The sequence below is a fragment of the Leisingera coralii genome, assembly GCF_049056525.1.
In the GTDB taxonomy this organism is placed as follows: Bacteria; Pseudomonadota; Alphaproteobacteria; order Rhodobacterales; family Rhodobacteraceae; genus Leisingera; species Leisingera coralii.
Genome location: NZ_JBHUPT010000021.1, coordinates 1 through 23816 on the forward strand (window position 1 = coordinate 1; position 23816 = coordinate 23816).

Consider the following 23816-nt stretch of genomic DNA (forward strand, 5'->3'; position numbering starts at 1 on the left):
CTGTTTCCTGAACCGGTTTGTCCTCGGCCAGGGCGCAAACTGCGTCTTAGCTGACATCAATCTTGTATACTGACCGTTCTTCAATCTCGTCCCAGTCGAGTTCCAGCCCGAGCCCGGCACCCGTTGGTGCGTTGACATAGCCATCGGCGTCGACCTCAATCCGCCCAAGCGCATCAACCTGGAACTCCGAATAGGGAACCGGCATCTCGAAGTAATCGCAATTTTCATTCGAGAGCATCAAGTGGAGGTTGGCGGCCATGGACAATGCGCAGCCCCAGCTCTGAAATTCGACGTTGTAGCCATTCGCTTCCGCCAGCGACAGAACTTTCCGTGCCGGTGTCAGCCCCCCGGCCGTCGTCGCGTCAATGCGCACACGATCCCAGCAATCATGGCGCATTGCATGGGCAATGTTGGCCAGTTCCACGATCGAGTTTCCGGCCGGAAGGATGGTCATATCTGTGCGGCGGCGCAGTTCGCGGTAGCCATCCAGATCATGATCCGGGAACGGCGCCTCCAGCCAGACAAAGCCCATGTCGCTCATTTCCCGCGCGACCCGCAGTGCCGATTTGTGCGTGTAGTAGGCATCGGCATCGAACATGAAGTCCAGCCCCTGCCCATGAAACTCCTTATGCACCAGCCGCATCATTTCGAGGTCGGCTTCGGGCTCGCATTTGTAGTGGAACTTGAACGCTGAAAAGCCCTGTTCCCTGAGTTCCTCAATGAGGCCTGCATAGTCACCAGGACCATCCAGTACCTGCGTTGAAGCATACGCTTTGACGCGGTCCCGAGCGCCTCCGAGAAACATGTAAAGCGGCATGTTCGCGCGTTTCGCTGCAAGGTCCCACATCGCTATGTCCAGCCCGGCGATAGCGGTGTTCGGCACCGAAAGGTTGCGGAGCTGCATCCATTTCCAGATGCTTTCGCGGCGCAGCGCGGCCCGTCCCAGAAGCCCCTTAAGAAGCGGGCGCATCCCCTCTGCGACTGCCCGGTCGAAGTCGTTCTCTGTGCAAGAAAAAACACCGCCGGCACCTTCGATCCCATCGGATGTGGTAACCCGGGCAATGGTGTTCGTGGTGAGAAGCCCCGGCATGGTCGGCGACCAGGAAAAGCGGGGAACTCCCGTGTCCACCACATAGACTTGGATCCGTTCAATCCGGCCGATGCTGTCTTCGATGTGCGCGCTCATGAGTGGCTTCCCCTCGCTCCAAACCAGGAAACGAATCGTCTCCGTTGATGCGCTGAGGCATTACCGATGAACAATTGCCATTTCTAACGAATATTTTTCATCACATACCTTTCGGTCCTGCGCCGACCGCTGCAGGGCAAGCGCCAGTCCCATGTGAGAGGCTGCGGAAATGCCGATTGGATCAGCTGTGGCCGCGAACCGTGGACAGGCAGGAGATCACGTCGGCGATCTGCTGGTCCGAGGGGCCTTCGGCCCGGTGAAGCAGATAGCAGGGCAGGGAAAGGGCTTCGGCCCCCTGCACAACCTGCAGCCGCCCGGCTTCGAGATGATCGTCCACCACATACTGAGGGAACAGGCCCCGGCCGCCGCGGCGAAGCAGGTACCGCAACCCCATCATGCAGTTGCCCAGAAACAGGCTCTGGCGCTCGGACTGTGCGGTGACACTCTCAACGTAGTGCTGGTATTCCTTGCCCAGTTCCAGATTGATGAAAAGAGGCTCTTCCTGCTCGGACGCTCCCGGGGTCTCGACGTAGGCCAGCTGCTCGGGAGGGAGTTCCCGGCAGCTGACCCGGGGATCACTCACCTCCTCGTGGGTGAGCGCGATGTCGAGGATGTGGTTCATCACCGCGTCACTCACATTGAGGATGTGGTCGAAGTTCAGGGCGAACAACAGTTTGCCGAAGGATCGCTCAAGCTCGATTGTCAGGTCGACGAGAAGAGGGTCCCAGATACTCAGCTGAGCCCCAATGCGAAGTGCGGTTCGGTTCGACAGCCGCTCAGCCAAGTCGCTGGACGCGATTTTCCACAAGGAGATCATTTCCTCGGCGAACGGCTGAAACTCCTGCCCGAAGGCCGTCAGCTTGGTGCCGCCGGCCCCTCGCTCGAACAGGCGGTTGTTCACCGCCGCTTCCAGCGAGCGAATCCGTGCGCTTGCCGTGGTCTGGGTAATGCCCTGTTGCCTGGCGGCGGCGTGAAAACCCCCGGTCTCAACGATGGCGAGGAAGGTTTCGATGGCTTCTAACTGCATACCGAAAGGTATTTCACATCAGAGTGATGGAATCAATTCGTTTTCCCTTGCAAGGGCGGGCGGCTATAGTGCCTGGCCAAAGGAGGACGTGCGATGAACAACAAGCATCAGCCCAAATGGACCAACTTCGAGAATGCGAGCAAAGAGGACTTCCTCGCAGTCATGGATTACGAGGACGCCTACAACGCGGCTCTCGTTGACCGGCTTCTCGATGCGATCCGTTCACTGGATGAGGACTGGACCCCGTATCCGGTAAACCGCTACCAGCACTGCCTGCAGGCCGCGACACGCGCCCTCAACGACGGGGCGGATGAAGAGATTGTAGTCGCCGCGCTAATTCACGATGTCGGCGACATCCTCGCCCCTTACAATCACGGCGAGCTCGCAGCGGCGATCCTGAAGCCTTACGTCAGCGAAAAGTGCCACTGGATCACCAAGCACCACTGCGTGTTTCAAGGCTACTACTACAACCACCACCTTGGCGGCGACCGCAACGCCCGCGACAAGTACCGCGACAGCCCCTACTGGGAAGACTGCCGGCATTTCTGTCACGAATACGATCAAAAGGCGTTCGACCCGGACTACCCGACCAAGCCGCTGGAGTTTTTTGAACCGATCCTGAGGCGTGTTCTGACGAAGCAGGAAGGCCACCTGGAACTGCTGGAAACAGCAGACGAGAAAGTGCCCGCAGAAGGCGCACAGGGCTAAATCAGTCCCCAACTGAAAAGAAGCCGGACCGGCTGGCATCAGGCGGCGCCGGCTTCTCTTTTTCATTGCCACCGGCCGCGTGCCTCGTGCAGCGGCTGATCAATACCGCTCATCCCGGAGGGATAGGCGGGCGAGTCCCATGGCTCATTCTTACGGAGGAAAAAGTGTCCCAATCAAATCCCAACAACGGCCGGGTATCCAGGAGCGGCTTCTTCGCCGGCCTGCATCCCGGAATGGGCATGGCCGCGAAGGGCATGATTGCCGCGTTCGTGATTTTCACGATCATGAACGTGGAATTTGCCGGCGGCGTCTACGGCGCGGTTCGCGGCTGGATCGAGGGGGGGCTGAGCTGGTACTATATCTCGACAATCACTGTCATCATGTTCGTCTGCTTCTTCCTGATGTTTTCCAAGTGGGGAAGCATCAAATTGGGCGACGACGACAGCACCCCCGAATTCAGCAACTTCTCCTGGTTCGCGATGCTCTTCTCGGCCGGTGTCGGCATCGGCATCCTCTTCTTCGGGGTGGCGGAACCGATCTTCTACTTCGATAACTCCGGTGCATTCGGTTATCCGAACAACCCCCACGCGGACCTTCAAGGCCACATGGACATGGACATGCAGCGCGCAGTCGCCGCGATGCGTGTCACCTATTTCCACTGGGGCTTTCATGGCTGGGCGGTTTACGTGATCGTCGGCCTGTGCCTCGCCTACTTCGGCTTCCGCAAGAAGCTTCCGCTGACGCTTCGCTCTGCCCTGCATCCCCTCATCGGCGACAAGATTTATGGCCCTGCTGGCCATGCCGTCGACCTTCTGGCGGTATTCGGCACCGTGTTCGGCGTCGCGACATCACTGGGCCTGGGCGTCAATCAGATGGCGACAGGGCTGAAGGTGCTCTTTGGAGTAGACTCCGGTCTGCCGACACAGTTGGTCCTGATCGGAGTGATCTCTGTTGTTGCGACCGCCTCTGCCGTCTCCGGGGTCGGTAAGGGGATCCGCATCATTTCCGAATGGAATATCTGGCTGTCGATCATTCTGCTGGCCTGCTTCATGATTTTCGGCCCCTTCGAATGGCTCATGAGCTTCTTCGTCACCTCAATTGGCGACTATCTGTGGAACGTTATCCCGATGGGCTTCTGGACGGCCAATGAGGCAGGAAACTCCGCATGGCAGGGGGGCTGGACCATCTTCTACTGGGGCTGGTGGCTCAGCTGGGCACCGTTCGTCGGCATGTTCATCGCGCGCATCAGCCGCGGCCGTACCATCCGGCAATTCATGGTCGGCGTTATGTTCGTGCCCACCACTATTACCTTTCTCTGGCTTTGCATGTTCGGCGGCAACGCAATCTGGCAAGAACTGAACGCCGTTGGCGGACCCGCTGCAGCGGGCGGTGCAGGCATCATCGACACTGTGCGCGCTTGGGACTTGCCAGATGCCCTGTATGGCACCATTGCCAATCTCACCGCCAATTCTCAGATGGGTGACATGGCCTGGATTGCATGGCCGCTATCGGCACTGGCAACCTTCCTGCTGGCCTCCTGGTTTATCACCTCTTCAGACTCCGGAACCTTGGTTATCACCACCATTCTGTCGATGGGTGATGATCATCCGCCGAAGAAATTCCGCATCATCTGGGGCATTGGGCAGGGCGTAGTTGCCGCGGTTCTGCTGCTGGCCGGCGGGCTGAGCGCTCTGCAAACCGCGTCTATTGCCGCGGCGTTCCCGATATCCTTTGTCCTGATCGCAATGACGTGGGGGCTGTGCAAGTCCCTTGCCATGGACCCCTCGGCCGTGAAAGCTCCTGCTGAGGAATATGCAAAGGACGGCACGCATATCGCGCAGGAGCTGCATGCATAACACAATGTTCCGGTCCTGGAGATACACTTCTGGGACCGGAAATCCCGCAACCGAATTGGGTCGAGGTCCGGTGCAAACACAATTGCGGCAGATCGGCGAAATTCAAACGCTCAGGCAGGCGCCAACCCGTTTGATGCCAACCTCCAAGTTATTAAGAAACTCGGCAAAAGGCAAAATGACGATCCGTACGGGCCTCACGGCACCTGGGGCGTTCGCCGCGGCGGCGACTGACCGGATACCACCGCCGGAGCCGCGCTCAATCGCTGCACCGCTCTGGGCGCACCTGTCACAGAGCCCGCAGGATAAATCTGTCCGGGATAGGGGGAGTTCGACACTCAACCGATTTGTGCAGCAAGGCCCGTCGGGTGAGCCAGAGACCTTCCGTTACGCAAATCCTTCAATCAGGCCCACAGGTGCTGATCCCGGACACTCCGGCTAGAATGCGGTGGACGCGCGTGGAACCAGCTCCGGTTGCGGGGCGCTGACAGACTTGGCGGCTCCACCGTCTATTGCGGCCATGAGAAGTCCGACAGATAGGTCCGCGATGGCCTCCAGGTGCAGTTCCACGGCTGTCAGAGGCGGTACGGAGAGCTTGGCGCGCAGCCCGTCGTAGCGGGTTGCGATTCTGATATCCTGCGGAATTTTCAATCCTCTCGCCACTGCTGCCGTGACCGCTCCGGAGGCGAAGGCGTCGACCGGCACAAACAGCGCTTGGAGATCCGGATTGGCGGACAGCAAGCCGGCAACCTCTTCCGCAGCGAGAGCTTCGCCGCCGGTTTCATCCAGCTGGAGAAATGCTGGCTCCATGCCAGTCTCGCTGCAAAAGGACCAGTAGGCGGCTTCTGTCTCGAGATAGGAATTGCGCCGCTGCGCGCCGGTGACCAGCCCGATGCGAGAGGCCCCGGAGGCGCGCAAGTGCTGCAGTACCATCCGGGCGGTCGCGCCGGAATTCAAGTCGACGTGCGGGATGTCCTCACGTCCGGGCACGCGTCCTACAGATACAACCGGCACCCCGAGGCCCATGAAATGCTGCACCAGCGGGTCATCCTGGAAGGGTTCGACCAGGATCACACCATCCGGTGTGATGGCATCCAGCTGTGTCCCCGACTGGAAGGGCGGGATCAGGCAAAGCGCCATGTTCCGCGTCAGCGACGCCACCGCCGCGGTGGCCGCGATCTCCATCAGAAAGCCGAGCCGGGAAGGGCCCGCCGCCACCGAGAAGGGCATCGAGGACGCAAGCGCGATCATCCCGGTCCGCCCGGTGCGCAGATGCTGCGCTGCGCGGTTCGGCCTGTAGCCGATTTCCTGCGCGATCTTCTCGATGCGCTCCCGGGTTTCGGGATCGACATGCCGCCGCCCGCTAAAGGCATGGGAAACCGTGGTTTTCGAAACGCCCGCCGCCTGCGCTAGATCGCTAATTGTCGGTTTCTTCATCGCTGCCTCATCCTTGTGCCCGGCCTGGCCGGCGCAAACTGTTTAGCAAATCGGTTTGCACGAATCAATTTCCGTGCTAAGCCAACCCATCATGCAAATCGGTTTGCATGGCTTTTTCTTACGGTTTGTTCCGGTTTGCCCGTGGGATGGCGGGCCCCAAAGGGAGGAAAACAATGTCAACACACACGCAAACGCATAGCCGCGACCCCGCGGATGAAATGCTGCCGCCGCGCAGTCTTGCGGTTTACGGGCTGCAACATGTGCTGGTGATGGCAGCGTCGCCGATCACCGCGGTGTTCCTGGTGTCGCGCGCCCTCAACTTCGACGAGGCCCTGACGGTTGCGCTGATCAGCGCCACTTTCCTGGTCTGCGGCTTCGGCACGCTGCTGCAAAGCTTCGGCCCCCGCGGCTTTGGCGCCCGGCTGCCCTTCATCATGGTGCCCGGCGGGGCGCCGATCTTCATCTTCATGGCGATTGCCGTGCAGACGGACGTGCAGACCGCGGTGGGGGCGGTGATCATGACGGCGCTGTTCTACTTCGCCGCACTGCCAGTCTTCAGAAGGCTGATCGTGTTCTTCCCGCCGATCGTGGTGGGCACCATGCTGCTGCTGGTGTCGGTCAAGCTGGTGAAGATCTTCGGCGGCACCATCACCGGCAAGCCGGGCACGGAAGGCTTTGCCGACCCGATCAAGATCGCACTTGCGGGCGCGACCATACTGCTGACCATTCTCTGTGCCCGCTTTCTCTCCGGTACGCTGCAACGGCTGGCTGTCATGCTGGGCCTCGTTGGCGGCACGCTGATCGCGCTCACCATCGGTGAGGCGCAGATCACTGGCCTGTTCACTGGTCCGGTCATCGCGGTGCCGCAATTGCTGCCTTACGGCATGCCTAAGTTCGACATCTTCGCCTCGCTGCCGCTGATCATCTTCTCGATCATCTCCATGGCCGAAGCCACCGGACAGACACTGGCCACCGCCGAGATCGCGGGCCGCAGCGGCAATGCGCAGAACATCGTGCCGGCCACCATCCGCGGTGACGCCATCACCTCGCTGATCGGCGGCCTGTTCGGCACCTCGCTGATCATCACCTCGGGTGAAAACATCGGCATCGTGCGCGCAACTAACGTGAAATCGCGCTACGTGACCGCCGCTGCCGGCGTGATCCTGATCCTGATCGCGATCTTCGCACCGGTCAGCCGCCTGGCCTCTGCGCTGCCTGGCCCGGTCGTGGGCGGCACTGCCGTCATCGTCTTTGCCATCATCGGCGTGATCGGCATCGACATGCTGCGCCGCGTCGACCTGCGCGATCACGGCAACATGTACACGCTGGCCGCCGCGCTCACCATGGGGCTGCTGCCGACGCTGATCCCGGATCTTTATAGCCAGTTCCCGAAATGGTCGCAGATGATCCTTGGCAACGGTCTGGCCATGGGCACGATCACGGCCGCGGTGGTGAATGCGCTTTTTGTGCACGTGGGGCGCGCAGACCGTCCCGGTGAACCCGAAGCCATCTCCGTCGAAGCGGAGGCAAGCAAATGACCGCCATCAAGAACCGCCTCGCCGCTGGTGGCGACCTCCTCCTTCTGCCCGGAAAGCTCCTCCATCAGGGGGAGAGCCGGTCCGGCCTGGGCGTTCTGGTCCGCGGCGGCCGGTTCCAGGACATCGACAATGCCGAGGCGCTTTGCGCCCGGCACCCCGAGTTGGATGCTCTGCGCCTGCCGGATCACCTGATGATGCCGGGGTTCATCGACAGCCACACCCATCTGACCCAGTCGCTGGGCAAGTCGCTGGTCTTTGGCGAGCCTTCGGAGATCTTCCGCCGAATCTGGGTGCCGCTGGAAGCCAGCCTGGATGAACGCCTAGTCTATCTTTCGGCCAAGCTGGCGGCGCTGGAGTGTCTCCGTGGCGGGTTCACCACTGCGGTGGATGCCGGCACCCGCTCGGACGGCTGCATCGGCGCCCTGGCGTCCGCGGCACGGGAAACGGGGCTGCGCAGCGTGGTCGGCTACATCTGCAACGACCTGGGCGGCACCGCCAAGGTGGCGGATCGGGCCACCATCATGGCCCGCGCAGAACAGCATCTGGCAGCCTGGGAGAGCGATCCGCTGATCCATCCCTCGCTGGCGGTCTCCATTCCCGAAGCCGCCACCGACGGTATGCTGGCCAGCGTTTCAAACCTGTCTTCCGAAGCGGGCGTGGTGTTCCAATCCCACGTGAACGAGCATCTGGCGGCCGTCGAGCGCTCGCTTGTGGCGCGCGGCCAGCGGCCGCTGGAGCATCTCGCGTCTATCGGCGCATTGGGGCCGCATGTCCTGATTGCCCATTCCACCCTTGTCACCCCGCAGGAACTAAACCTGCTGCGCGACAGCGGCACGGCGGTGGCCTACAACCCCGTCGCCAGTGTCTGGAAGGGCAACGCCATTGCGCCCGCGTTGCAGATGGAGGCGCTTGGCATTCGCTTTGGCCTGGGGACCGACGGCACCCGCGCCGACGGGTTTCGCCTGATGGACGCAGGTGAAAGCCTGCAGCGGGCGGGATTTGGCCTCGCCACCGGCGACAGCTCCTGCGGCGGCGGCTGGCTCTGGCTCGATGCCGCCACCACCCGCGCCGCCGATGCGGCGGGGCTGGGCGCTGTCACGGGCGAAATTGCACCGGGGCTGGCGGCGGACTTCCTTCTCGTCGATCTCGACCGGCCGGAGTTCACCCCTTCGCACGACCTGATCTGGGAACTGGTCCGCTACGGCAGCCGCGACCAGATCGATGCGGTCTTTACGCAAGGCGCGCTGCGGCTCTGGCAAGGCTGGCCGCTGGACTGGGACGCCAAGGCGCTGATGGCCGAGGTGCGCGCGCTGTCTGACGCTGCCATCGCCGGCGCAGGCATCCAGCGCATCCACCCGGTCTCTTCCAGCCACAGGGCGCAAGCGCTGCAGCAACGGGCGGAACAAAAGTGACTATCGAGGTTATGCTGATCCTGTCGGCCGTGGTATTTGCCGCGGCCTTCATCCAGGGAGCGCTGGGGATAGGCTTTGCGCTGATCGTGGCGCCGGTCCTGGGGCTTGTGGAGCCCTCGCTGCTGCCGGTCACGCTGCTGATCCTGATGCTGCCGCTCAACAGCCACGTGGCCTGGCGCGAACGTGACGAGGTCGACTGGAACGGCGCCGGCTGGATCACACTGGGCCGGTTTGCCGGGACTTTCGCGGGGCTTTGGCTTCTGGTGGTGCTGAGCGGCCGCCAGCTCGACCTGGCGGTCGGCTGGTTCACGGTCATCGCGGCTGGTGCGGCTCTGCTGGCACCGCGCTTTGACCCTACACGCCCCGCGGCGCTGGGCGTGGGGCTGTTCACTGGGGTTACCGAAACCTCCACCGGGATCGGCGGCCCGCCGCTGGCGCTGCTTTACCAGCACTCGGCAGCCCCGGTCTTGCGCTCGACCGTGGCAATCTGCTTTCTCGCCGGTGAAGTGATTTCCCTGATCATTCTTGCCCTTGCCGGGCGCATGGAAACGGTGCAGCTGCTGGCCGCCGTGTATCTGTTCCCTGCCGTCATGCTGGGCAGCGCACTGTCGCGCCTGACCCACAGCCGGATCGGCGGACCGGGCCTAAGGATTGCAGTGCTGGTGTTTGCCCTCGTCAGCGGCCTTTACCTGATCGCAAGCTGAAGTGCCTTGCATCCAGAGGATCGGGTGCCCGGGCACGCATAATCAAACTGGACCACTCAGGCCTCGTGGCATCACCACCGTTGACCAAATGGCCGGACCTCTACGTCAAACGACCAGGCTGAGCGGGGCTGCTGGGCCACATGCAGCACCTCGACGGCGATGTCGGCACTCGGGCCGCAGATAATTGTGCAACTGGTGATGCTTGGGAAATTACCAGCCAGCTAAAGGCATCTCAACGTCTTGTGGCGAGGGTGTGAGCAAGGCACGCAAACTGCTCAATCATACAGACGAGCCGATAGCCAGCATGGCTTTTGCTGCCGGTTTTTCGGCGCAGAGCCACATGACGACCACTTTCCGCAAGCGGTTGGGCGTCTCACCGGCACAGCTTCGCGGCACTTGGAGCCTAGTAGCAGAAGGACGCCAGGGCGCCTCGTGATCCGGATCCCCGGGGCGCATTTGCCATGAGCTGAACTGCGGCTGCATCGTCTGCAGCAGGCGAAGACAGCAAGTCCGGTGATCACATCTTGGCGATCTGGCCGCCCGCAAGATGACTGCGGCGGAACTTTGTATCAGCATGGGAGGGTCCGATGCGTCTTTCGCTTAGAAAGGAAACAGCATGGCCGATCAACCCGTTAATGTCCTGCTGGTCGAGGACAACCCGCTCCATATGAAGCTTGTCGAGCGGCTGATCGACAGTGAACCCCAATTGCAATGTTCGGTCGATCTTGCCGATAACCTGGCCGATGGCCTTTCCCGCTTGGCCGCGGGGGGCATCGACCTGGTGCTGCTGGACCTGGTGCTGCCCGACAGCCAGGAGCTTGAAACCCTGTTCCGGGTCCGCGCGGCGGCGCCGGACACGCCGGTGGTCATCCTGACCGCCATGGACGATCTGAAGCTCGCCGCAAATGCGGTGGAGGCCGGGGCCAGTGACTTTCTGGTCAAATCCAACCTCAACGCGGTCGCGCTGGGTCGCGCGATCCGCTACTCGCTGGCCCGTGCCCGGGCGCGCACCGCGGAATGGGATTCCCCGATGTTCCGCCTCGCCCAGCAGCAATTCCTCAAGGCGGCGCAAATCATGGAGCTGGATGACAACATCCGCCAGCGGCTGCTGTTCCCGCAGCGCACCCAGGTGGTGTCCTTCCCGTTTTTCCGCGACGACCGCAGTCAGGTGGAGACGGTGTTCGGCTACCGCGTTCAGCATGTGCTGACGATGGGGCCGACCAAGGGCGGTGTGCGCTACCACGAAGACGTGGACCTGGGCGAGGTCGCGGCCCTGGCCACCTGGATGACCTGGAAGTGCGCCTTGATGAATCTGCCTTACGGCGGCGCCAAGGGCGGCGTGCGGGTCGATCCCACCGGGCTGTCACGGCATGAGCTGCAGCGGCTGACCCGCCGCTATACCACCGAGATCATTGATATCATTGGCCCGGATAAGGACATTCCCGCCCCCGACATGGGCACCAACGAGCAGGTAATGGCCTGGATGATGGACACCTACAGCCAGCAGGTGGGTTATTCCGTGCCGACAGTGGTCACCGGAAAGCCGGTGGTGCTTGGCGGGTCGCTCGGCCGCCGCGAGGCCACCGGGCGCGGGCTGGTTTACATGATCGAAGCAGCCGCCCGCCATACCGGGCTCGACCTGCAGGCGGCGCCTGCAGTGGTTCAGGGCTTTGGCAATGTCGGCAGCTTCACGGCGAAGTTCCTGGAGGAGGCCGGGGCGAAGATCGTGGCCGTCAGCGATGTGTCGACCGGTCTTTATAATCCCAATGGGCTGCCGGTTCAGGCGCTGATGGATTACGTCGCGGAGCACCGGGTACTGAAGGATTACCCCGAGGCCGATCACGTCACCAATGCCGAGCTGCTGGAAACCAAATGCGATGTGCTGGCGCTGGCGGCACTGCAGAACCAGGTCACGGCCGAAAACGCTGAGCGGATCGACTGCAAGATCCTGGCAGAGGGCGCCAATGGCCCGACGACCCTGGAGGCTGATGAAATCCTCAACGAGAAGGGCGTCATGATCGTGCCTGACGTCCTGGGCAACGCAGGCGGCGTTACAGTGTCCTACTTCGAGTGGGTGCAGGGCACCCAGAACCTGACCTGGAGGCTGGACGAGATTAACGGCCGGCTCCAGGAAATCATGCTCAACGCCTTTGAGCGCACGGTAGCGCGTGCGGCGCGCGATGGGCTCGATATGCGCACCGCGGCGCTGGTCGAAGGTGTCCAGCGGGTGACCGATGCCAAGCTTTTGCGCGGCCTGTTCCCGTAGGAGGGCAGCAAAAAGCGGCATCCTCACCGGCCCCGGCTGTTGGAGGCTGGCCAGATGACGGATTCAGCAAAACCTTCCGGTCCCGCCATTGGCGAACAGGCGTCGCTTGCGAGCCGCATTTTTGTCCGGGGCCGGGCGTGGGTGATCGGCACCGTCGGGCTGCTCAGCCTGGCACTGACGCTGATCGTCTGGCAGGCGCTTCTGAAGGAGGAACGCGAAACCGCGGCGGCTGAGTTCGACCGCGCCGCCGCGCGCCGGGTGGAGGCCGTCAAACGGCAGATGCTGCAGGGCGCAGCTGTGATCGATGCGCTGCACGGGCTCTATGCCAGTTCACGCTCGGTGGAGCGCCGCGAGTTTCAGATCTTCGTGCGGCCCTTTCTGAACGATCAGCCGAACATCGAACTCGTGCTGTTTGCGCCCCGGGTTGAGAACAACTTGCTGCCTTTCTGGGAGAATTTGGGCGCCGCGCAGCTGAAGGGGCCTTATGACATCTATCAGAGCGGACCGGATGGATCGCGCATGCACCCGCAGCCGCGGGAGGCGCATTTCCCGGTCTTCTTCGTCGAATCCCGCCGCAGTGCAGCACTTGGCACCCTTGGCTATGATCTGTCGTCCGATCCGGTGTTTCTCAAGGTGATCGAGCAGGCCCGAGACGGCGGCGGGGCAGTGGCCAGCCCGCATATTACCATGCCCGGCCTGGCCGCAGGGCAGTCACGCATCGCAATCGCCGCCCCGTATTTCACCCGCTCCGGCCCTGCGCTGCGCCGCGAAGAGCTGCAGGGCGTCGTGGCCGTGGTTCTGCGGGTGAGCGATATCCTGAAGGACGCGCTGGACAACTTCCCCGGAGACGGTGTCGAAGTCTACCTTACCGACAGCGAAACCGGTGAGAGCTTCCAATTGCCAGAGCGCCCTGCAGGCAGCAGCACAGAGGACCGGCAAACTGCCGATCTCGCCGCCCTGGCTGCCGCGGCCGAACTCAGTTATTCGGCCAGGTTTGATCTGCGAGGGCGGAGCTGGACGTTTCTGGCGGTCCCGGGTGAGGATTTCCGGCCCAAGGTATGGCCGACCGATGCGGCTATTGCTTTGACAGGCGGCCTCGCCGTGACAGCCATCCTGGTCGTCTTCCTGGCATCCCTCAGCCGGCAGATCGCCGAACGCACCCGCGCCGAGGCCTCTCTGCGGGAAAGCTCAGCGCTGCTGAAATGCAACCAGACGATCACCCGGGCGGCCAACGAGGCGGAGAGCATCCGGGATGCCTTCCGGGTCGCGCTCGATGAGATCTGCACCCACACAGGCTGGCCGGTAGGGCATGTCTATCTCTACGATGAGGATGCGGGCGACCTGGCGCCATCGGACATCTGGCACCTGGCGGACCCAGATGCCTTTGAAACCTTCCGCAAGGTGACCTGCGCAACCCGCTTTAAGCCTGGCACCGGCCTGCCCGGACGGGTGTTCAGCAGCGGTGAAGTGGCCTGGATCCCCGATGTGAACCGCGATCCCAACTTCCCGCGTGCCAAGCTGGCCAAGGAAATCGGGGTAAAAACGGGTGCAGGCTTCCCCGTGACGCACGACGGGTGCGTTGTCGCGGTGCTGGAATTCTTTTCGAGCCGCGTGGAAGAGAAAAATCCGGCCCTGCAGGACGTGATGGCGCAGGTGGGGACGCAGCTGGGTATTGTGGTTGCCCGGCAGCGCGCCGAAGCAGAGGTGCAAGAGGCGCGTGCCCGGGCCGAATATGCCAGGACACAGCTGGTGGATGCGATCGAGTCGGTCGAAGAGGGCTTTGTCCTCTATGACGCTGACGACAGGCTGGTCCTGTTCAACTCGGTTTTCCGGGAGAAGTTCTTCCCGCAGGTGGAAAAGCTGGAACCGGGGATGACCTTCGAGGATGTGCTGCACGCGGTGTTCAGAGCCGGGCTGGTTGAGACAGGGGATGTCAGTGAAGAGGAGTGGATTGCAAACCGCCTGGCCGTCCACCGCAATCCCGGCAAGCCCATTGCCATTCATCACACCACCGGACGCTGGCTCTGGATCAGTGAGCACAAGACCCGCGACGGCGGCACTGTCAGCGCCTATACGGATATCACCGAATTGCAAAGGCACCGCAGCCAGCTGGAAGAGCTGGTCGCGGCCCGCACTGCTGAACTTGAACAACGCACAGGGGAACTGCGCCGCTCGCATGCCGAGCTGGAGACGGCGCGCGACGCGGCGTTGCAGGCAAGCGTGGCCAAAAGCCAGTTTCTGGCAAACATGAGCCACGAAATCCGGACGCCGCTCAATGGCGTGATCGGGATGGCCGAGCTGCTTTGCGGCACCGACCTCACACCGCAACAGAGCGAGTATGCCCGGATCATCATGCGCTCTGGCGACACCCTGCTGAGTCTCATCAACGATATTCTCGATTTCTCCAAGATCGAAGCAGGGCGGCTGGAGCTGGAGTCGGCCCCCTTCCGGCTGCGCGATCTGCTGGGCGATACCCTGCAGACGCTGGCCGTGCGCGCGGGTGAAAAGGGGCTGGAGCTGGCCCATCACATCCCGCCGGAGGTTCCCGACAGGGTGGTCGGCGATCCGACACGCTTGCGCCAGATCATCGTCAACCTGGTTGGCAATGCCATCAAGTTCACCGATACGGGGGAGGTGGTGGTGGATACCCGGCTGGCCGGCCTCACCGAAACAGGGGTGACGGTGGAATTCGAAGTGCGCGACACCGGCATCGGCATACCCAAGGAACAGCAGGAAAAAATCTTCGAGGCATTCGGACAGGCCGACACCTCGACCACCCGTCAGTATGGCGGCACCGGGCTGGGCCTTGCGATTTCGGCCCAGCTGGCCCGCAAGATGGGCGGGGAAATGACGCTTGACAGTGCGCCGGGCAAGGGCAGCGCCTTTTCCTTTGCCGTGGAGATGGGGCTGGCCAGCGAGGACGACCTGCCGCGTGCGGCAGTGCCCAAGGAGTTGCACGGTATGCCGGTGCTCGTCACCGACGACAACGCGACCAACCGCAAGATTCAGGCGGAAGTTCTGGAAAATTGGGGCATGACGCCGGTGCTGGCAGACAGCGCGGCCGGCGCGCTGGCCCGCTTGGACGCAATGATCTCCCGCGGCACCCAGCCGCGGCTGGCGCTGCTCGACCTGATGATGCCGGAGATGGACGGCATGGCGCTGGCCGCAAAGATCCGCGAACGTCCGGCGCTGGATGCAATGCGTATTCTGATCATGTCATCCGCCGGCTACTCAGGCGGCGAAGCACGCCTGCGTGAGTTGAAGATTCACCGGATGCTGGTCAAGCCGGTGAAGCAATCCGACCTGCTGAACGCCATTCTCGCGGCAATTGGCACCTCTGTGCGCGAGGCTACGCCGCATCCGGCCCCGGCCGATGCCGGCGTGGCACCGCTGAAGATCCTGCTGGCCGAGGATGGCACGGTCAACCAGAAGGTCGCCATCGATCTGCTGACCCGTCGCGGCCATAGCGTGGACTTGGCCGAAAATGGCCAGGAGGCGGTCGAAGCCACCGCACGCAACAATTATGACCTGGTGCTGATGGATATGCATATGCCGGTCATGGATGGCGTCGCTGCCGCCAAGGCGATCCGCGCCCGTGAACAGGCGGAGGACCGCCGGCTGCCGATCATCGCCTGTACCGCCAGCGTGACACCGGCGGACCGCGAGCGCTGCGCCGAGGCCGGGATGGACGATTTTGTCGGCAAGCCCTTCCGGGCTGACGGCCTGCTGCGCGCCGTTGAACAGACTGTCCGTGGCGCCGCAGCGCAACAGCCGGCGCCGGCAGCTGATCCGCCGGAGGCAGCACCCGCCGATGCCGCGCCGGCCCCTACCGCCGCCAGTCCGGAGGTGGTCGATTGGCAGGATGCCTTGGCCAAGCTGGGCGACGAAGGCTTGCTGCGGGAGATGGCGGAACTATTCCTGTCGCAAGCGCCTGACCTGGCAGCTGGTATTGAAACCGCGCGCCGCAGTGAAGACGCTGAAGAACTGCGGCGCGCGGCACATACACTCAAGGGGTCGGCCGCCGTCGTCAGCGCCACGGCAGTGGCCGAGGCGGCGCGGCGGCTGGAAGATCTGGGGCGAGATGGTCGTCTGGAAGACGTGCCGCCAGCGCAGCGTGATCTCGCTGCAGAATTGGAGCGCTGCGAGGCAGCGCTCAAGAATATCCTTGCTCAGCCAGGGTAGCTGCTCGGTTCTCCCGGGATCGCTGCTTATTTTGCCATCAGCCCCGGCAGCCAGGTGCCGACAGCGGGCTGCCAGACAATCAGCGCCAGCACCGCCAGCTTGATCACCAGGAAAGGCGTGACCGCGGCATAGATATGCTTCATCCCGATGCCCTCGGGCGCCACCCCCCGCATCACAAAGAGCAATAGCCCGAACGGCGGTGTCAGAAGACCGATCTCCATGGTCAGCAGATACACCACGCCCAGCACCAGCTCGTTGATTCCCATCTGTGCGGCCAGCGGCACAAATACCGGCACGGTCACCATCAGCATCGAGACCTGATCGACGAAGCAGCCGAGCAGCAGCAGGATCACGATCATGCCGATCAGCACCATGGTGGGGGTCGGATCCACCGCGTTGATCGCCTTGATCAGCCCGTTGGTAGCACCGCTGAACGACAGCACCTGGGCAAAGGTCTGGCTGGCGGCCATGATGAACAGGATCATCACCGACAGCTTCACGGTTTCCATCAGCGCCCTGCCAACCTTTTCAAAGGACAGCGACCGGTAGGCCGCGCCGGTGGCGAGCGCGGCCAAGCAGCCGAGCGCGGCAGATTCCGTTGGCGTTGCGAACCCCAGCAGCAGGCTGCCGATCACCACGGCGAACAGCACCGACAGCGGCGCCACATAGATCAGGAAGGGCCGCCAGCGCTGTCCCAGGGTCATCTGCGGCAGATCGTCGGGCGGCGCCGCCTTGGGGTCGAGCAGGCTGCGGCCCACAATGTAGACCACAAAGGCCGCCGCCAGCAGCAGCGCGGGCATGACACCCGCCACCAGCAGGCCGGCGATGGAAATCCCCGCTAGGCTGCCGACTAGAACTGCCAGCGCCGACGGCGGGATGAGCATGGCAATGGCGCCCGAGGCCATGATCGGCCCCATCGCCATGGTCGGGTGATAGCCCCGCTGCAGCATCCCCGGCATCAGGGTCGATCCCAGCATGGCGGTATTGGCGATGGTCGACCCCGACAGCGCGGCAAAGATGGTGCCGCCGAACACGGTGACCACCGACAGCCGCCCGGGCACCCGTGTGACCACCCGCTCGATCGCGTCGATGGCGCGGTGGGCGATGCCGGTCTGGAACAGTATTTCGCCCATCAGGATGAACAGCGGGATCGGTGCCATCTGGAAATTGGCCACCGACTGGGTTGCGTTGCGTGCCAGCTGTAGCAGGCCGCGGTCGCCGCCCAGCACCTCGTAAGCGCCGATCATGGTGACGGTGATGAAGGCAAAGGCCACCGGCAGGCCGATCAGCAGCAGCGCGGCCAGGCCGCCCAGCATCAGTGAAAGGGTGAGGATCCAATCCATCGGCAGTCCTTTCAGAGGCCGGAGAGCGGCGCGTCTTCCGTCGCGGGGCGGAAGATCTTGCGCAGGAATTCAAGGGTGCAAAGCGCCATCGACAGCGGCAGCACCGTCAGCGTCCACCATTCCGGGAAGGTGAAGGCGGTGCGCACCATGGAGCCGCGGGCGAAGGATTGCATCAGCGCCTGCAGCCCGGCCCATCCCAAGACGGCACAGGTGGCAGCGCCCAGCAGGCAGGCCGCCAGTATGACCTTGCGGCGGGCACGCGGCGGCAGGCCGTGGGTGATCAGGTCGACCTGCACATGGGCATTCTGGCGCAGCACCCAAGGGGCACCGAGGAAGGCCGCCGCCATCAGCCCGTATTCGATGGCGTCGAGCGCGCCGTAGATCACCGGCAGGCCGAGATTGCGCAGCAGGACATTGAGCGGGATCACCAGGGTGATTGCGGCGAGGATGGCAGCGCTGAGCACGGCCAGGCCGGTGAGCAGGGCGCCGAAACTGCGGTCAAAGCGGGTCATGGGCAAGGAAGCGGGGCGGCGCCGGGCCGCCCCCGTCCCATCACTTCAGCAGGCAGGCCTGCAGCTTTTGCGCCAGCTGCGGGTCTGTCTTCATCACTTCGCCCCAGCCTTCGGTCTGTGCGGTCGTGCTCCACAGCTTGCCGTTCTCGCCCTCCAGGGTGATGGTCTTGATCCCGGCATCGGCCTGGGCTTTGGCCTCGGCCTCGTTGCGGGCGATGTTCTCGGCGTTCTGCTCTTCGATCCAGGCAGCGCCTTTTTCCAGCAGGGCGCGCTGCTCATCGCTGAGCCCGTTCCAGCTGTCGAGGTTCACCAGGAAGTTCACGTCCACCTGGTAGAAGCCCGGGTCAACGCGATAGGCGGTCTGCTCGTGCCAGCCGAAGTCCAGCACGCCCTGGCTGGGCCAGCCGTAACCGTCGATCGCCCCGCGCTCCAGCGCGGTATAGACCTCGCCCGGCGCCGTGCGCACCAGGGTGGCGCCCAGTTTTTCGAACATGGCGCGGTAGACCGGCGTGGTGCGGATGGTCAGGCCTGTCAGATCCGGTCCTTCCAGCGGCTTGGTCAGATATAGATGATAATTCATGTGATCGCCCACGCGAGCGAGGTATTTCACTCCCATCTGATCCTGGTGGATCTGGTCGATCAGCTCATAGCAGCCATTGGCGCGCTGGTCCTGAATGGTATTCTGCGCCAGGTGCAGCGCGTCGCCTGCGGGCAGCAGGTTCGGGTAGTAGGCGGTGGTGTTGTTGGCGATGTCGACGATCCCCGCCTGCACCGCGTTGCCCAGTTCAAAGGGCGGCACGGCTTCGGGACCGCCGAGCAGGTCGATCTGAACAACCCCCTCTCCGTTTTCGTTCACCCAATCAACGAAGGCTTCGAAATCGCGGGAAAAAGTTGTTCCGGTGGCAAAGGCGGTCACCGCTTTCAGCGTGACCTCCCCGGCTTGCGCGGAAGCGGCGGCGAGTGAGGAGGCCCCCAGAATGGCGGCGGCGGAAAGTGTGCGAATGGTCATGTCGGTCTCCCTGGCTGTGTGGCGGCGCGCAGACCGGGTGGTTTGCAGTCCCTTGTTTTTCCGGGCGCCCTTGGAAAAGCCTAGGTCTAGGCTGCCTCACCATCAAGCATGAAGTTTTAAGCTTCAAGTAAGTTTATATGCAAACGCATAAAAAAGTTTCAAAGAGCAGCTGTTTCGGGTGGCTGACGGGCACAGTGATTCGGCGTTCTCTGTTTCCGGGCCATGTCAGAACAGCGGAAAGCGGCCTCTCTGGAGCTGTCGCACGCACGCCCATACTCGGCCCGGCGCTGCTTGCCCCGGGTTGATCAAACCTGTTGCGCTGCGCCGGAGAGGCCGGTTCCTGGGCCACCGCGGCGCGCAGGACGGGATCCTGCCGAGCAAACCGGGTCAGCTATGCCGCGAAGCTCTGGATCGTCTTGATCGCACCGTCCAAAGCCTCGCCCTTTTCGTCCTGCAAAGCGGCTTCGCGCAGGCGGGCCACCCATTGCGGACCGTCTTCCCGGGCGGCCACCATGGTGGCACCCGCCATCACCCGGTCGAATTTGGAATGACCGCGCGCGTGGGTGTCCGAATACCCCTTGATCAGGCGGCGGCAGCGGATCACTTCGACCGCCATGCCATAGCTCTGCGGCAGATGGCTAAGCGCGGCGGTGAGCCATTGGTCCAGATGCGCCTGCTCCTGCGCGTGGCGCAGGCTGCGGCGGCGCCAGCCGCGCAACCCGCCAAGAAGATAGAGCATCAGGAACCCGCGGAGACTGTCCGTGCGGATGCGGTGGCCCTTGTTGAACAGCCTGTCGAGGCGGGCCATCCACCTCGGGCTGCTTTCCACCCGCGCGCCCAGGCGGGCGGGGAGCAGGCCTGCGATCTCTTCGGCGCGGGGGTGCAGGTAGTCGGTGAGAGTCATCAGCTTGTGTTGCGATCCCATCTGGCTCTCGATACGGCCAAGGCGGCTGCTTCGGGTCTTGAGGTCGGCAACCCGGATCACGTCATCATAAGCCATTGCATTGGCGATGTATTTCGCCGCTTCACGGCTGAGCTCATACTCTTGGTCTGCGCTGTCGCGATCCAGCACGCCCTGCAGCCGGTCCAGGTATTCGGTCCCGTAAGCCGTGTCCTGAAAATCCACGACCTTGCGCAAACCCGGAGCGGCCATTTCCTGCACCGCGGCGGGCAATTGAGAAACACGCGCCGCCAGCGCGTTCCAGGCGCGCAGGGCTTTGCCTGGTCCTTGGGGCTCTGCCGGGGCTTCCGTGGCGGGCCCCGCTGCCGGCAGTTCGCCTTGCTCCGCCAGGTCATGACCGGCGGCAAAGGCCCGCAGGCTGGCCTCGACCCCTTTGCCGCTTGCACGGATCGCCTCTTCGAAGGCGGACCGGGGGAAGGGCAGGGCGCCGGAGCCTGCCAGGGCGCCAAACAGCGAGGCAGAGATCACCGATCCCACCCGCACCGCGGCGCTGTCCATGTCGGCCATCACCAGCTTCTTGGCCGCGGTTTCCGCGGCTGCGCGCACTTCATCCGCATTGGCAATGCCGTCACCGGGCACCATCTTCTCTGAGACGGCCAGCGCGCGGTGGGTCGAGGCGATCAGCGTGGTGCGGTCCGGGGTCACGAAGCCGCGCATGATGGCGCGGCCGGCTTCCATCATCTCCGCAGCGATCATCACATCGACGTCACCCGGGGCCGGCGCCAGTGAGAACACCGGGTGCGCCACGCTGCCCGGCGCCATCTCGATGTAATAGATGGTGGCCCCGGTGCGCTGGGCGACGCCGGCAACGCTGGTGGCCTGGGCGCTGTATCCCTGGCTGCGGGCGAGGGCCTCGATCCAGTTGGTCAGCACCCCGCCGCCTTGGCCGCCGACGGCGAGAATGGCCAGCTTGATGACACCCTGCAGGCCCGGGGTGGCCGGGCGGGCGGCGACCGGCAGTTCGATGGTCATGATGCGGTCCTCCCGGTGGCGGTGCCGTTGAAGGTCAGACGCCGCGCCGCGCGGCGGGTCTGGAGCCAGGAAATCACCCGGCTGCGCAATCCGGCGGCCCAGCGTTCAAAACCGCTGGGGTTATGCACTACGCGCGCCTCGTAGAACGAGGGGCAGAGGATGGCCGCATCGGCCACCTCGCCGCAGTTGCCGCAGCCGACGCAGGACTGGTCGATATGCGCCACCGGGTCGTCGCGCAGCGGGTCGTCCAGCTTTTTCAGCGACAGCGACGGGCAGCCGGACAGGCGGATGCAGGCGTGATCGCCGGTGCAGACGTCCTCATCGACGCCAAATCGGGGGATCTCCACCCGCGCGCCGTCCTTGATCGCCTTGTTGCGCTGCGGCTTCTCCCGGCGCTGCCGGTTCAGCATGCATTCGGAGGAGGCGACGATCACCTTGGGGCCGTCGTAATCGGTGGTCAGCGCCTCGCGGAGGGTCTCGCGCATCTTTGTGACGTCATAGGTCCGGTCGATCTGCCGGATCCATTTGACGCCCGCGCCCTCCAGCGCCTTGGTGATCGGGTTGTTGGTCGATTTGCTGGCGTTCTTTGCGCGGCTGGACGGGATGTCCTGGCCGCCGGTCGCCGCCGAGTAGTAGTTGTCGACGATGATCGCCACGCTGTCCGACTTGTTGAACACCATGTTGCCGATCGAGCTGCTGAGCCCGTTGTGCCAGAACCCGCCATCGCCAATGATCGAGATCGCGCGTTTCTCGCCGCCGCCGTCGAATGCGGCGTTCGACGCGGGTCCCAGCCCGTAGCCCATCGTCTGCCCGCCAATCTCAAACGGCGGCAGCGAGGCAAACAGGTGGCAGCCGATGTCGGCGGAGATCTGGTGCTTGCCCAGCTCCTGCTCGACCAACTTCATCGAGGCAAAGATCGGCCGTTCCGGGCAGCCGGTGCAGAACCCAGGGGGGCGGATCGGCACGGTCTGGCTCAGGTCCGGGATCTCTGGCTGTGGCGCGTTCGGCGCCAGAATTTGGCTGGGCAGCAGGTGGGCGGCGTATTTGCGGAAGAAATCATCCAGCCCGTCCATCATCACCTGGCCGGTGTATTCGCCCGCCTTCGGAAAGATGCCCTTGCCCTCCAGCTTTGTCTGGCTGCCCGCCTTGTAAAGCATGGCGCCCAGCTGCTGTTCGATGAATTCGGGCTGCCCCTCCTCGATCATCAGCACCGCCTCCTTGCCCTCGCAGAAATCCAGGAGGTCGCTTTGCACCAGCGGGTAGGCCACGTTCATCACGTACAGCGGCACCTCGGTATTACCGCTGATGTCCGCCAGCCCCAGCCTCTGCAGCGCGCGGATCACGCTGTTGTACATGCCGCCCAGGCAGATCAGCCCGGCCTTGCCGTCCTGCGGGCCGAAGCGTTCATTCAGCCCGTTTTCAAGAATGAACTTCGCCGCCGCGGGCCAGCGGTTTTCGATCTTGTCGTGCTCGTGCTGATAGGACATCGGCGGCAGCACCACACGCTGGAAATCGCGCTGCGGATTGGAGAGCGCCTCGCGCACGGTCAGCGGCGGGCGCTGATTGTCGCGGCAGTCGAAGGTGCCGGTCACATGGCAGGAGCGGATCCGCACCATCAGCATCACCGGCGTGTTCGACGCCTCCGACAAGGCAAAGCTGTCACCCACCGATTTCACGATCGACGGCAGGTTCGGCCGCGGATCAAGCAGCCAGAACTGGGATTTCATCGCAAAGGCATAAGACCGCTCCTGCATGATCGAGGAGCCTTCGCCGTAATCCTCGCCGACGATGATGATGGCGCCGCCATTGACACCGGAGGAGGCGAGATTGGCCAGCGCGTCAGAAGCCACGTTGACGCCAACCGAGCCCTTGAAGGTGACCGCGCCGCGGATCGGGTAGTGGACCGACGCCGCCAGCATCGCCGCAGCGGCAGCTTCCGAGGCATTGGCCTCGAACCGCACGCCCAGCTCAGCCAGCAGGTCCTCGGCATCGGCCAGCACATCCATCAGGTGCGAGATCGGCGCCCCCTGATAGCCGCCGACGTATCCCACGCCGTTTTCCAGAAGCGCCTTGGTGATGGCCAGAATGCCCTCGCCGGTGAAGCTGCTGCCTGCACCCTGCCGCAGATGCTCGACCTCAGCCTTGAAGGATCTTTCGGCCATTTGCGCCTCCTTGGGTTGGTTCCGGGTTTAGAATTGGTTCACGCGCACGTTGCGCAGGATCTTCTGCAGGGTGGCGGTAAAGGCGCGCTGTTCTTCCGGCTCGACGCCCTTGAACATTTGCGCGCAGGCCTCCGCCACATGCGGCCAGAGCCCTTCATGGGTTTCGCGGCCTTTGGGGGTCATGACGATGCGGGTGGCGCGGCTGTCATCGGGATCGGTCTTGCGCTGGACCAGCCCATCGCGCTCCAGCGCGTCGAGCGCGCGGCTGAGGGTGGATTGCTCCACCACCGCATAGACGGACAAGTCGCGGATCAGCAGCCCGTCCAGCACCGACAGTACAGCCAGCGCCCGCATCTTGGCGGTGGTCAGTCCATGCGCCGCCATCTCCTCGCGCAGGGCCGCGTTGTAGCGGCCCATGATGCGGTTCATCAGGTAAGGCGGGAAGTTCTCCAACCCGATTTCCCCAAGCCGCGGCAGGGGTTTGCTCTCCTCCGCATCGGTCTGCGGGGTCGCGGTTTTGTCTGCAGTCATGCATCCTTCCTTT

17 protein-coding genes are annotated in these 23816 nt (G+C 63.5%); 8 read left to right on the forward strand and 9 right to left on the reverse strand.

Annotated features, from left to right (window positions below):
* Positions 1-46: 46 nt before the first annotated feature.
* Together ACFMBG_RS08795 and ACFMBG_RS08800 are read right to left on the reverse strand one after the other, a co-directional pair.
* Positions 47-1186, reverse strand: a complete 1140-nt coding sequence (locus tag ACFMBG_RS08795; RefSeq protein ID WP_421054326.1) for a mandelate racemase/muconate lactonizing enzyme family protein — start codon at positions 1184-1186, stop codon at positions 47-49.
* Between the two features lie 181 nt (positions 1187-1367).
* Entirely contained in the window at positions 1368-2213 is an 846-nt protein-coding gene (locus ACFMBG_RS08800) for a LysR family transcriptional regulator (RefSeq protein ID WP_421054327.1), read from the reverse strand.
* Between the two features lie 93 nt (positions 2214-2306).
* On the opposite strand from ACFMBG_RS08800, the gene ACFMBG_RS08805 reads away from it, so the two are divergent.
* Both ACFMBG_RS08805 and ACFMBG_RS08810 read left to right on the forward strand, forming a co-directional pair.
* Positions 2307-2921, forward strand: coding sequence for an HD domain-containing protein (locus tag ACFMBG_RS08805; RefSeq protein WP_421054328.1), 615 nt, complete (start codon positions 2307-2309; stop codon positions 2919-2921).
* Between the two features lie 86 nt (positions 2922-3007).
* Positions 3008-4777 (forward strand): BCCT family transporter, encoded by a 1770-nt coding sequence (locus tag ACFMBG_RS08810; protein WP_421054329.1) that lies wholly within the window; start codon positions 3008-3010, stop codon positions 4775-4777.
* A 435-nt stretch (positions 4778-5212) separates the two neighbouring features.
* On the opposite strand, the gene ACFMBG_RS08815 is transcribed toward ACFMBG_RS08810, so the two are convergent.
* Complete coding sequence (locus ACFMBG_RS08815) at positions 5213-6211, reverse strand: LacI family DNA-binding transcriptional regulator (protein WP_421054330.1); 999 nt, start codon at positions 6209-6211, stop codon at positions 5213-5215.
* A 173-nt stretch (positions 6212-6384) separates the two neighbouring features.
* Here ACFMBG_RS08815 and ACFMBG_RS08820 point away from each other — a divergent pair, with 173 nt between their 5' ends.
* The 6 genes from ACFMBG_RS08820 (at position 6385) to ACFMBG_RS08845 (ending at position 16313) form a co-directional block, all read left to right on the forward strand.
* Complete coding sequence (locus ACFMBG_RS08820) at positions 6385-7749, forward strand: uracil-xanthine permease family protein (protein WP_421054331.1); 1365 nt, start codon at positions 6385-6387, stop codon at positions 7747-7749.
* The gene (locus ACFMBG_RS08825) at positions 7746-9161 is read left to right on the forward strand and encodes an amidohydrolase family protein (protein ID WP_421054332.1); all 1416 of its coding nucleotides are present in this window, start codon (positions 7746-7748) and stop codon (positions 9159-9161) included. Before ACFMBG_RS08820 ends, ACFMBG_RS08825 begins: the two co-directional genes overlap by 4 nt.
* A complete protein-coding gene (locus ACFMBG_RS08830) occupies positions 9158-9865 on the forward strand; it encodes a sulfite exporter TauE/SafE family protein (protein WP_421054333.1) in 708 nt (235 codons plus the stop codon). Before ACFMBG_RS08825 ends, ACFMBG_RS08830 begins: the two co-directional genes overlap by 4 nt.
* Before the next feature lie 253 nt (positions 9866-10118).
* Positions 10119-10301 carry a helix-turn-helix domain-containing protein gene (locus ACFMBG_RS08835; protein ID WP_421054334.1) on the forward strand — a complete coding sequence of 61 codons (183 nt, stop codon included), beginning with the start codon at positions 10119-10121 and terminating at the stop codon, positions 10299-10301.
* Positions 10302-10481: 180 nt separating this feature from the next.
* A complete protein-coding gene (locus ACFMBG_RS08840; RefSeq protein ID WP_421054335.1) occupies positions 10482-12131 on the forward strand; it encodes a Glu/Leu/Phe/Val dehydrogenase dimerization domain-containing protein in 1650 nt (549 codons plus the stop codon).
* A 54-nt stretch (positions 12132-12185) separates the two neighbouring features.
* Complete coding sequence (locus tag ACFMBG_RS08845; RefSeq protein ID WP_421054336.1) at positions 12186-16313, forward strand: response regulator; 4128 nt, start codon at positions 12186-12188, stop codon at positions 16311-16313.
* 26 nt (positions 16314-16339) lie between these two features.
* Here the strand turns inward: ACFMBG_RS08845 and ACFMBG_RS08850 are convergent, their stop codons facing one another.
* From ACFMBG_RS08850 to ACFMBG_RS08875, 6 genes are all read right to left on the reverse strand, one after another.
* Positions 16340-17656, reverse strand: a complete 1317-nt coding sequence (locus ACFMBG_RS08850) for a TRAP transporter large permease (RefSeq protein WP_421054337.1) — start codon at positions 17654-17656, stop codon at positions 16340-16342.
* Between the two features lie 11 nt (positions 17657-17667).
* Entirely contained in the window at positions 17668-18168 is a 501-nt protein-coding gene (locus ACFMBG_RS08855; RefSeq protein ID WP_421054338.1) for a TRAP transporter small permease, read from the reverse strand.
* Positions 18169-18208: 40 nt separating this feature from the next.
* Positions 18209-19177 carry a TRAP transporter substrate-binding protein DctP gene (dctP, locus tag ACFMBG_RS08860; RefSeq protein ID WP_421054339.1) on the reverse strand — a complete coding sequence of 323 codons (969 nt, stop codon included), beginning with the start codon at positions 19175-19177 and terminating at the stop codon, positions 18209-18211.
* A 391-nt stretch (positions 19178-19568) separates the two neighbouring features.
* Entirely contained in the window at positions 19569-21110 is a 1542-nt protein-coding gene (locus ACFMBG_RS08865) for an indolepyruvate oxidoreductase subunit beta family protein (RefSeq protein ID WP_421054340.1), read from the reverse strand.
* Complete coding sequence (locus ACFMBG_RS08870; RefSeq protein WP_421054341.1) at positions 21107-23272, reverse strand: thiamine pyrophosphate-dependent enzyme; 2166 nt, start codon at positions 23270-23272, stop codon at positions 21107-21109. The genes ACFMBG_RS08865 and ACFMBG_RS08870 overlap by 4 nt, the downstream gene beginning before the upstream one ends.
* A 27-nt stretch (positions 23273-23299) precedes the next feature.
* Positions 23300-23803 (reverse strand): MarR family winged helix-turn-helix transcriptional regulator, encoded by a 504-nt coding sequence (locus ACFMBG_RS08875; RefSeq protein WP_421054342.1) that lies wholly within the window; start codon positions 23801-23803, stop codon positions 23300-23302.
* Positions 23804-23816: the final 13 nt, after the last annotated feature.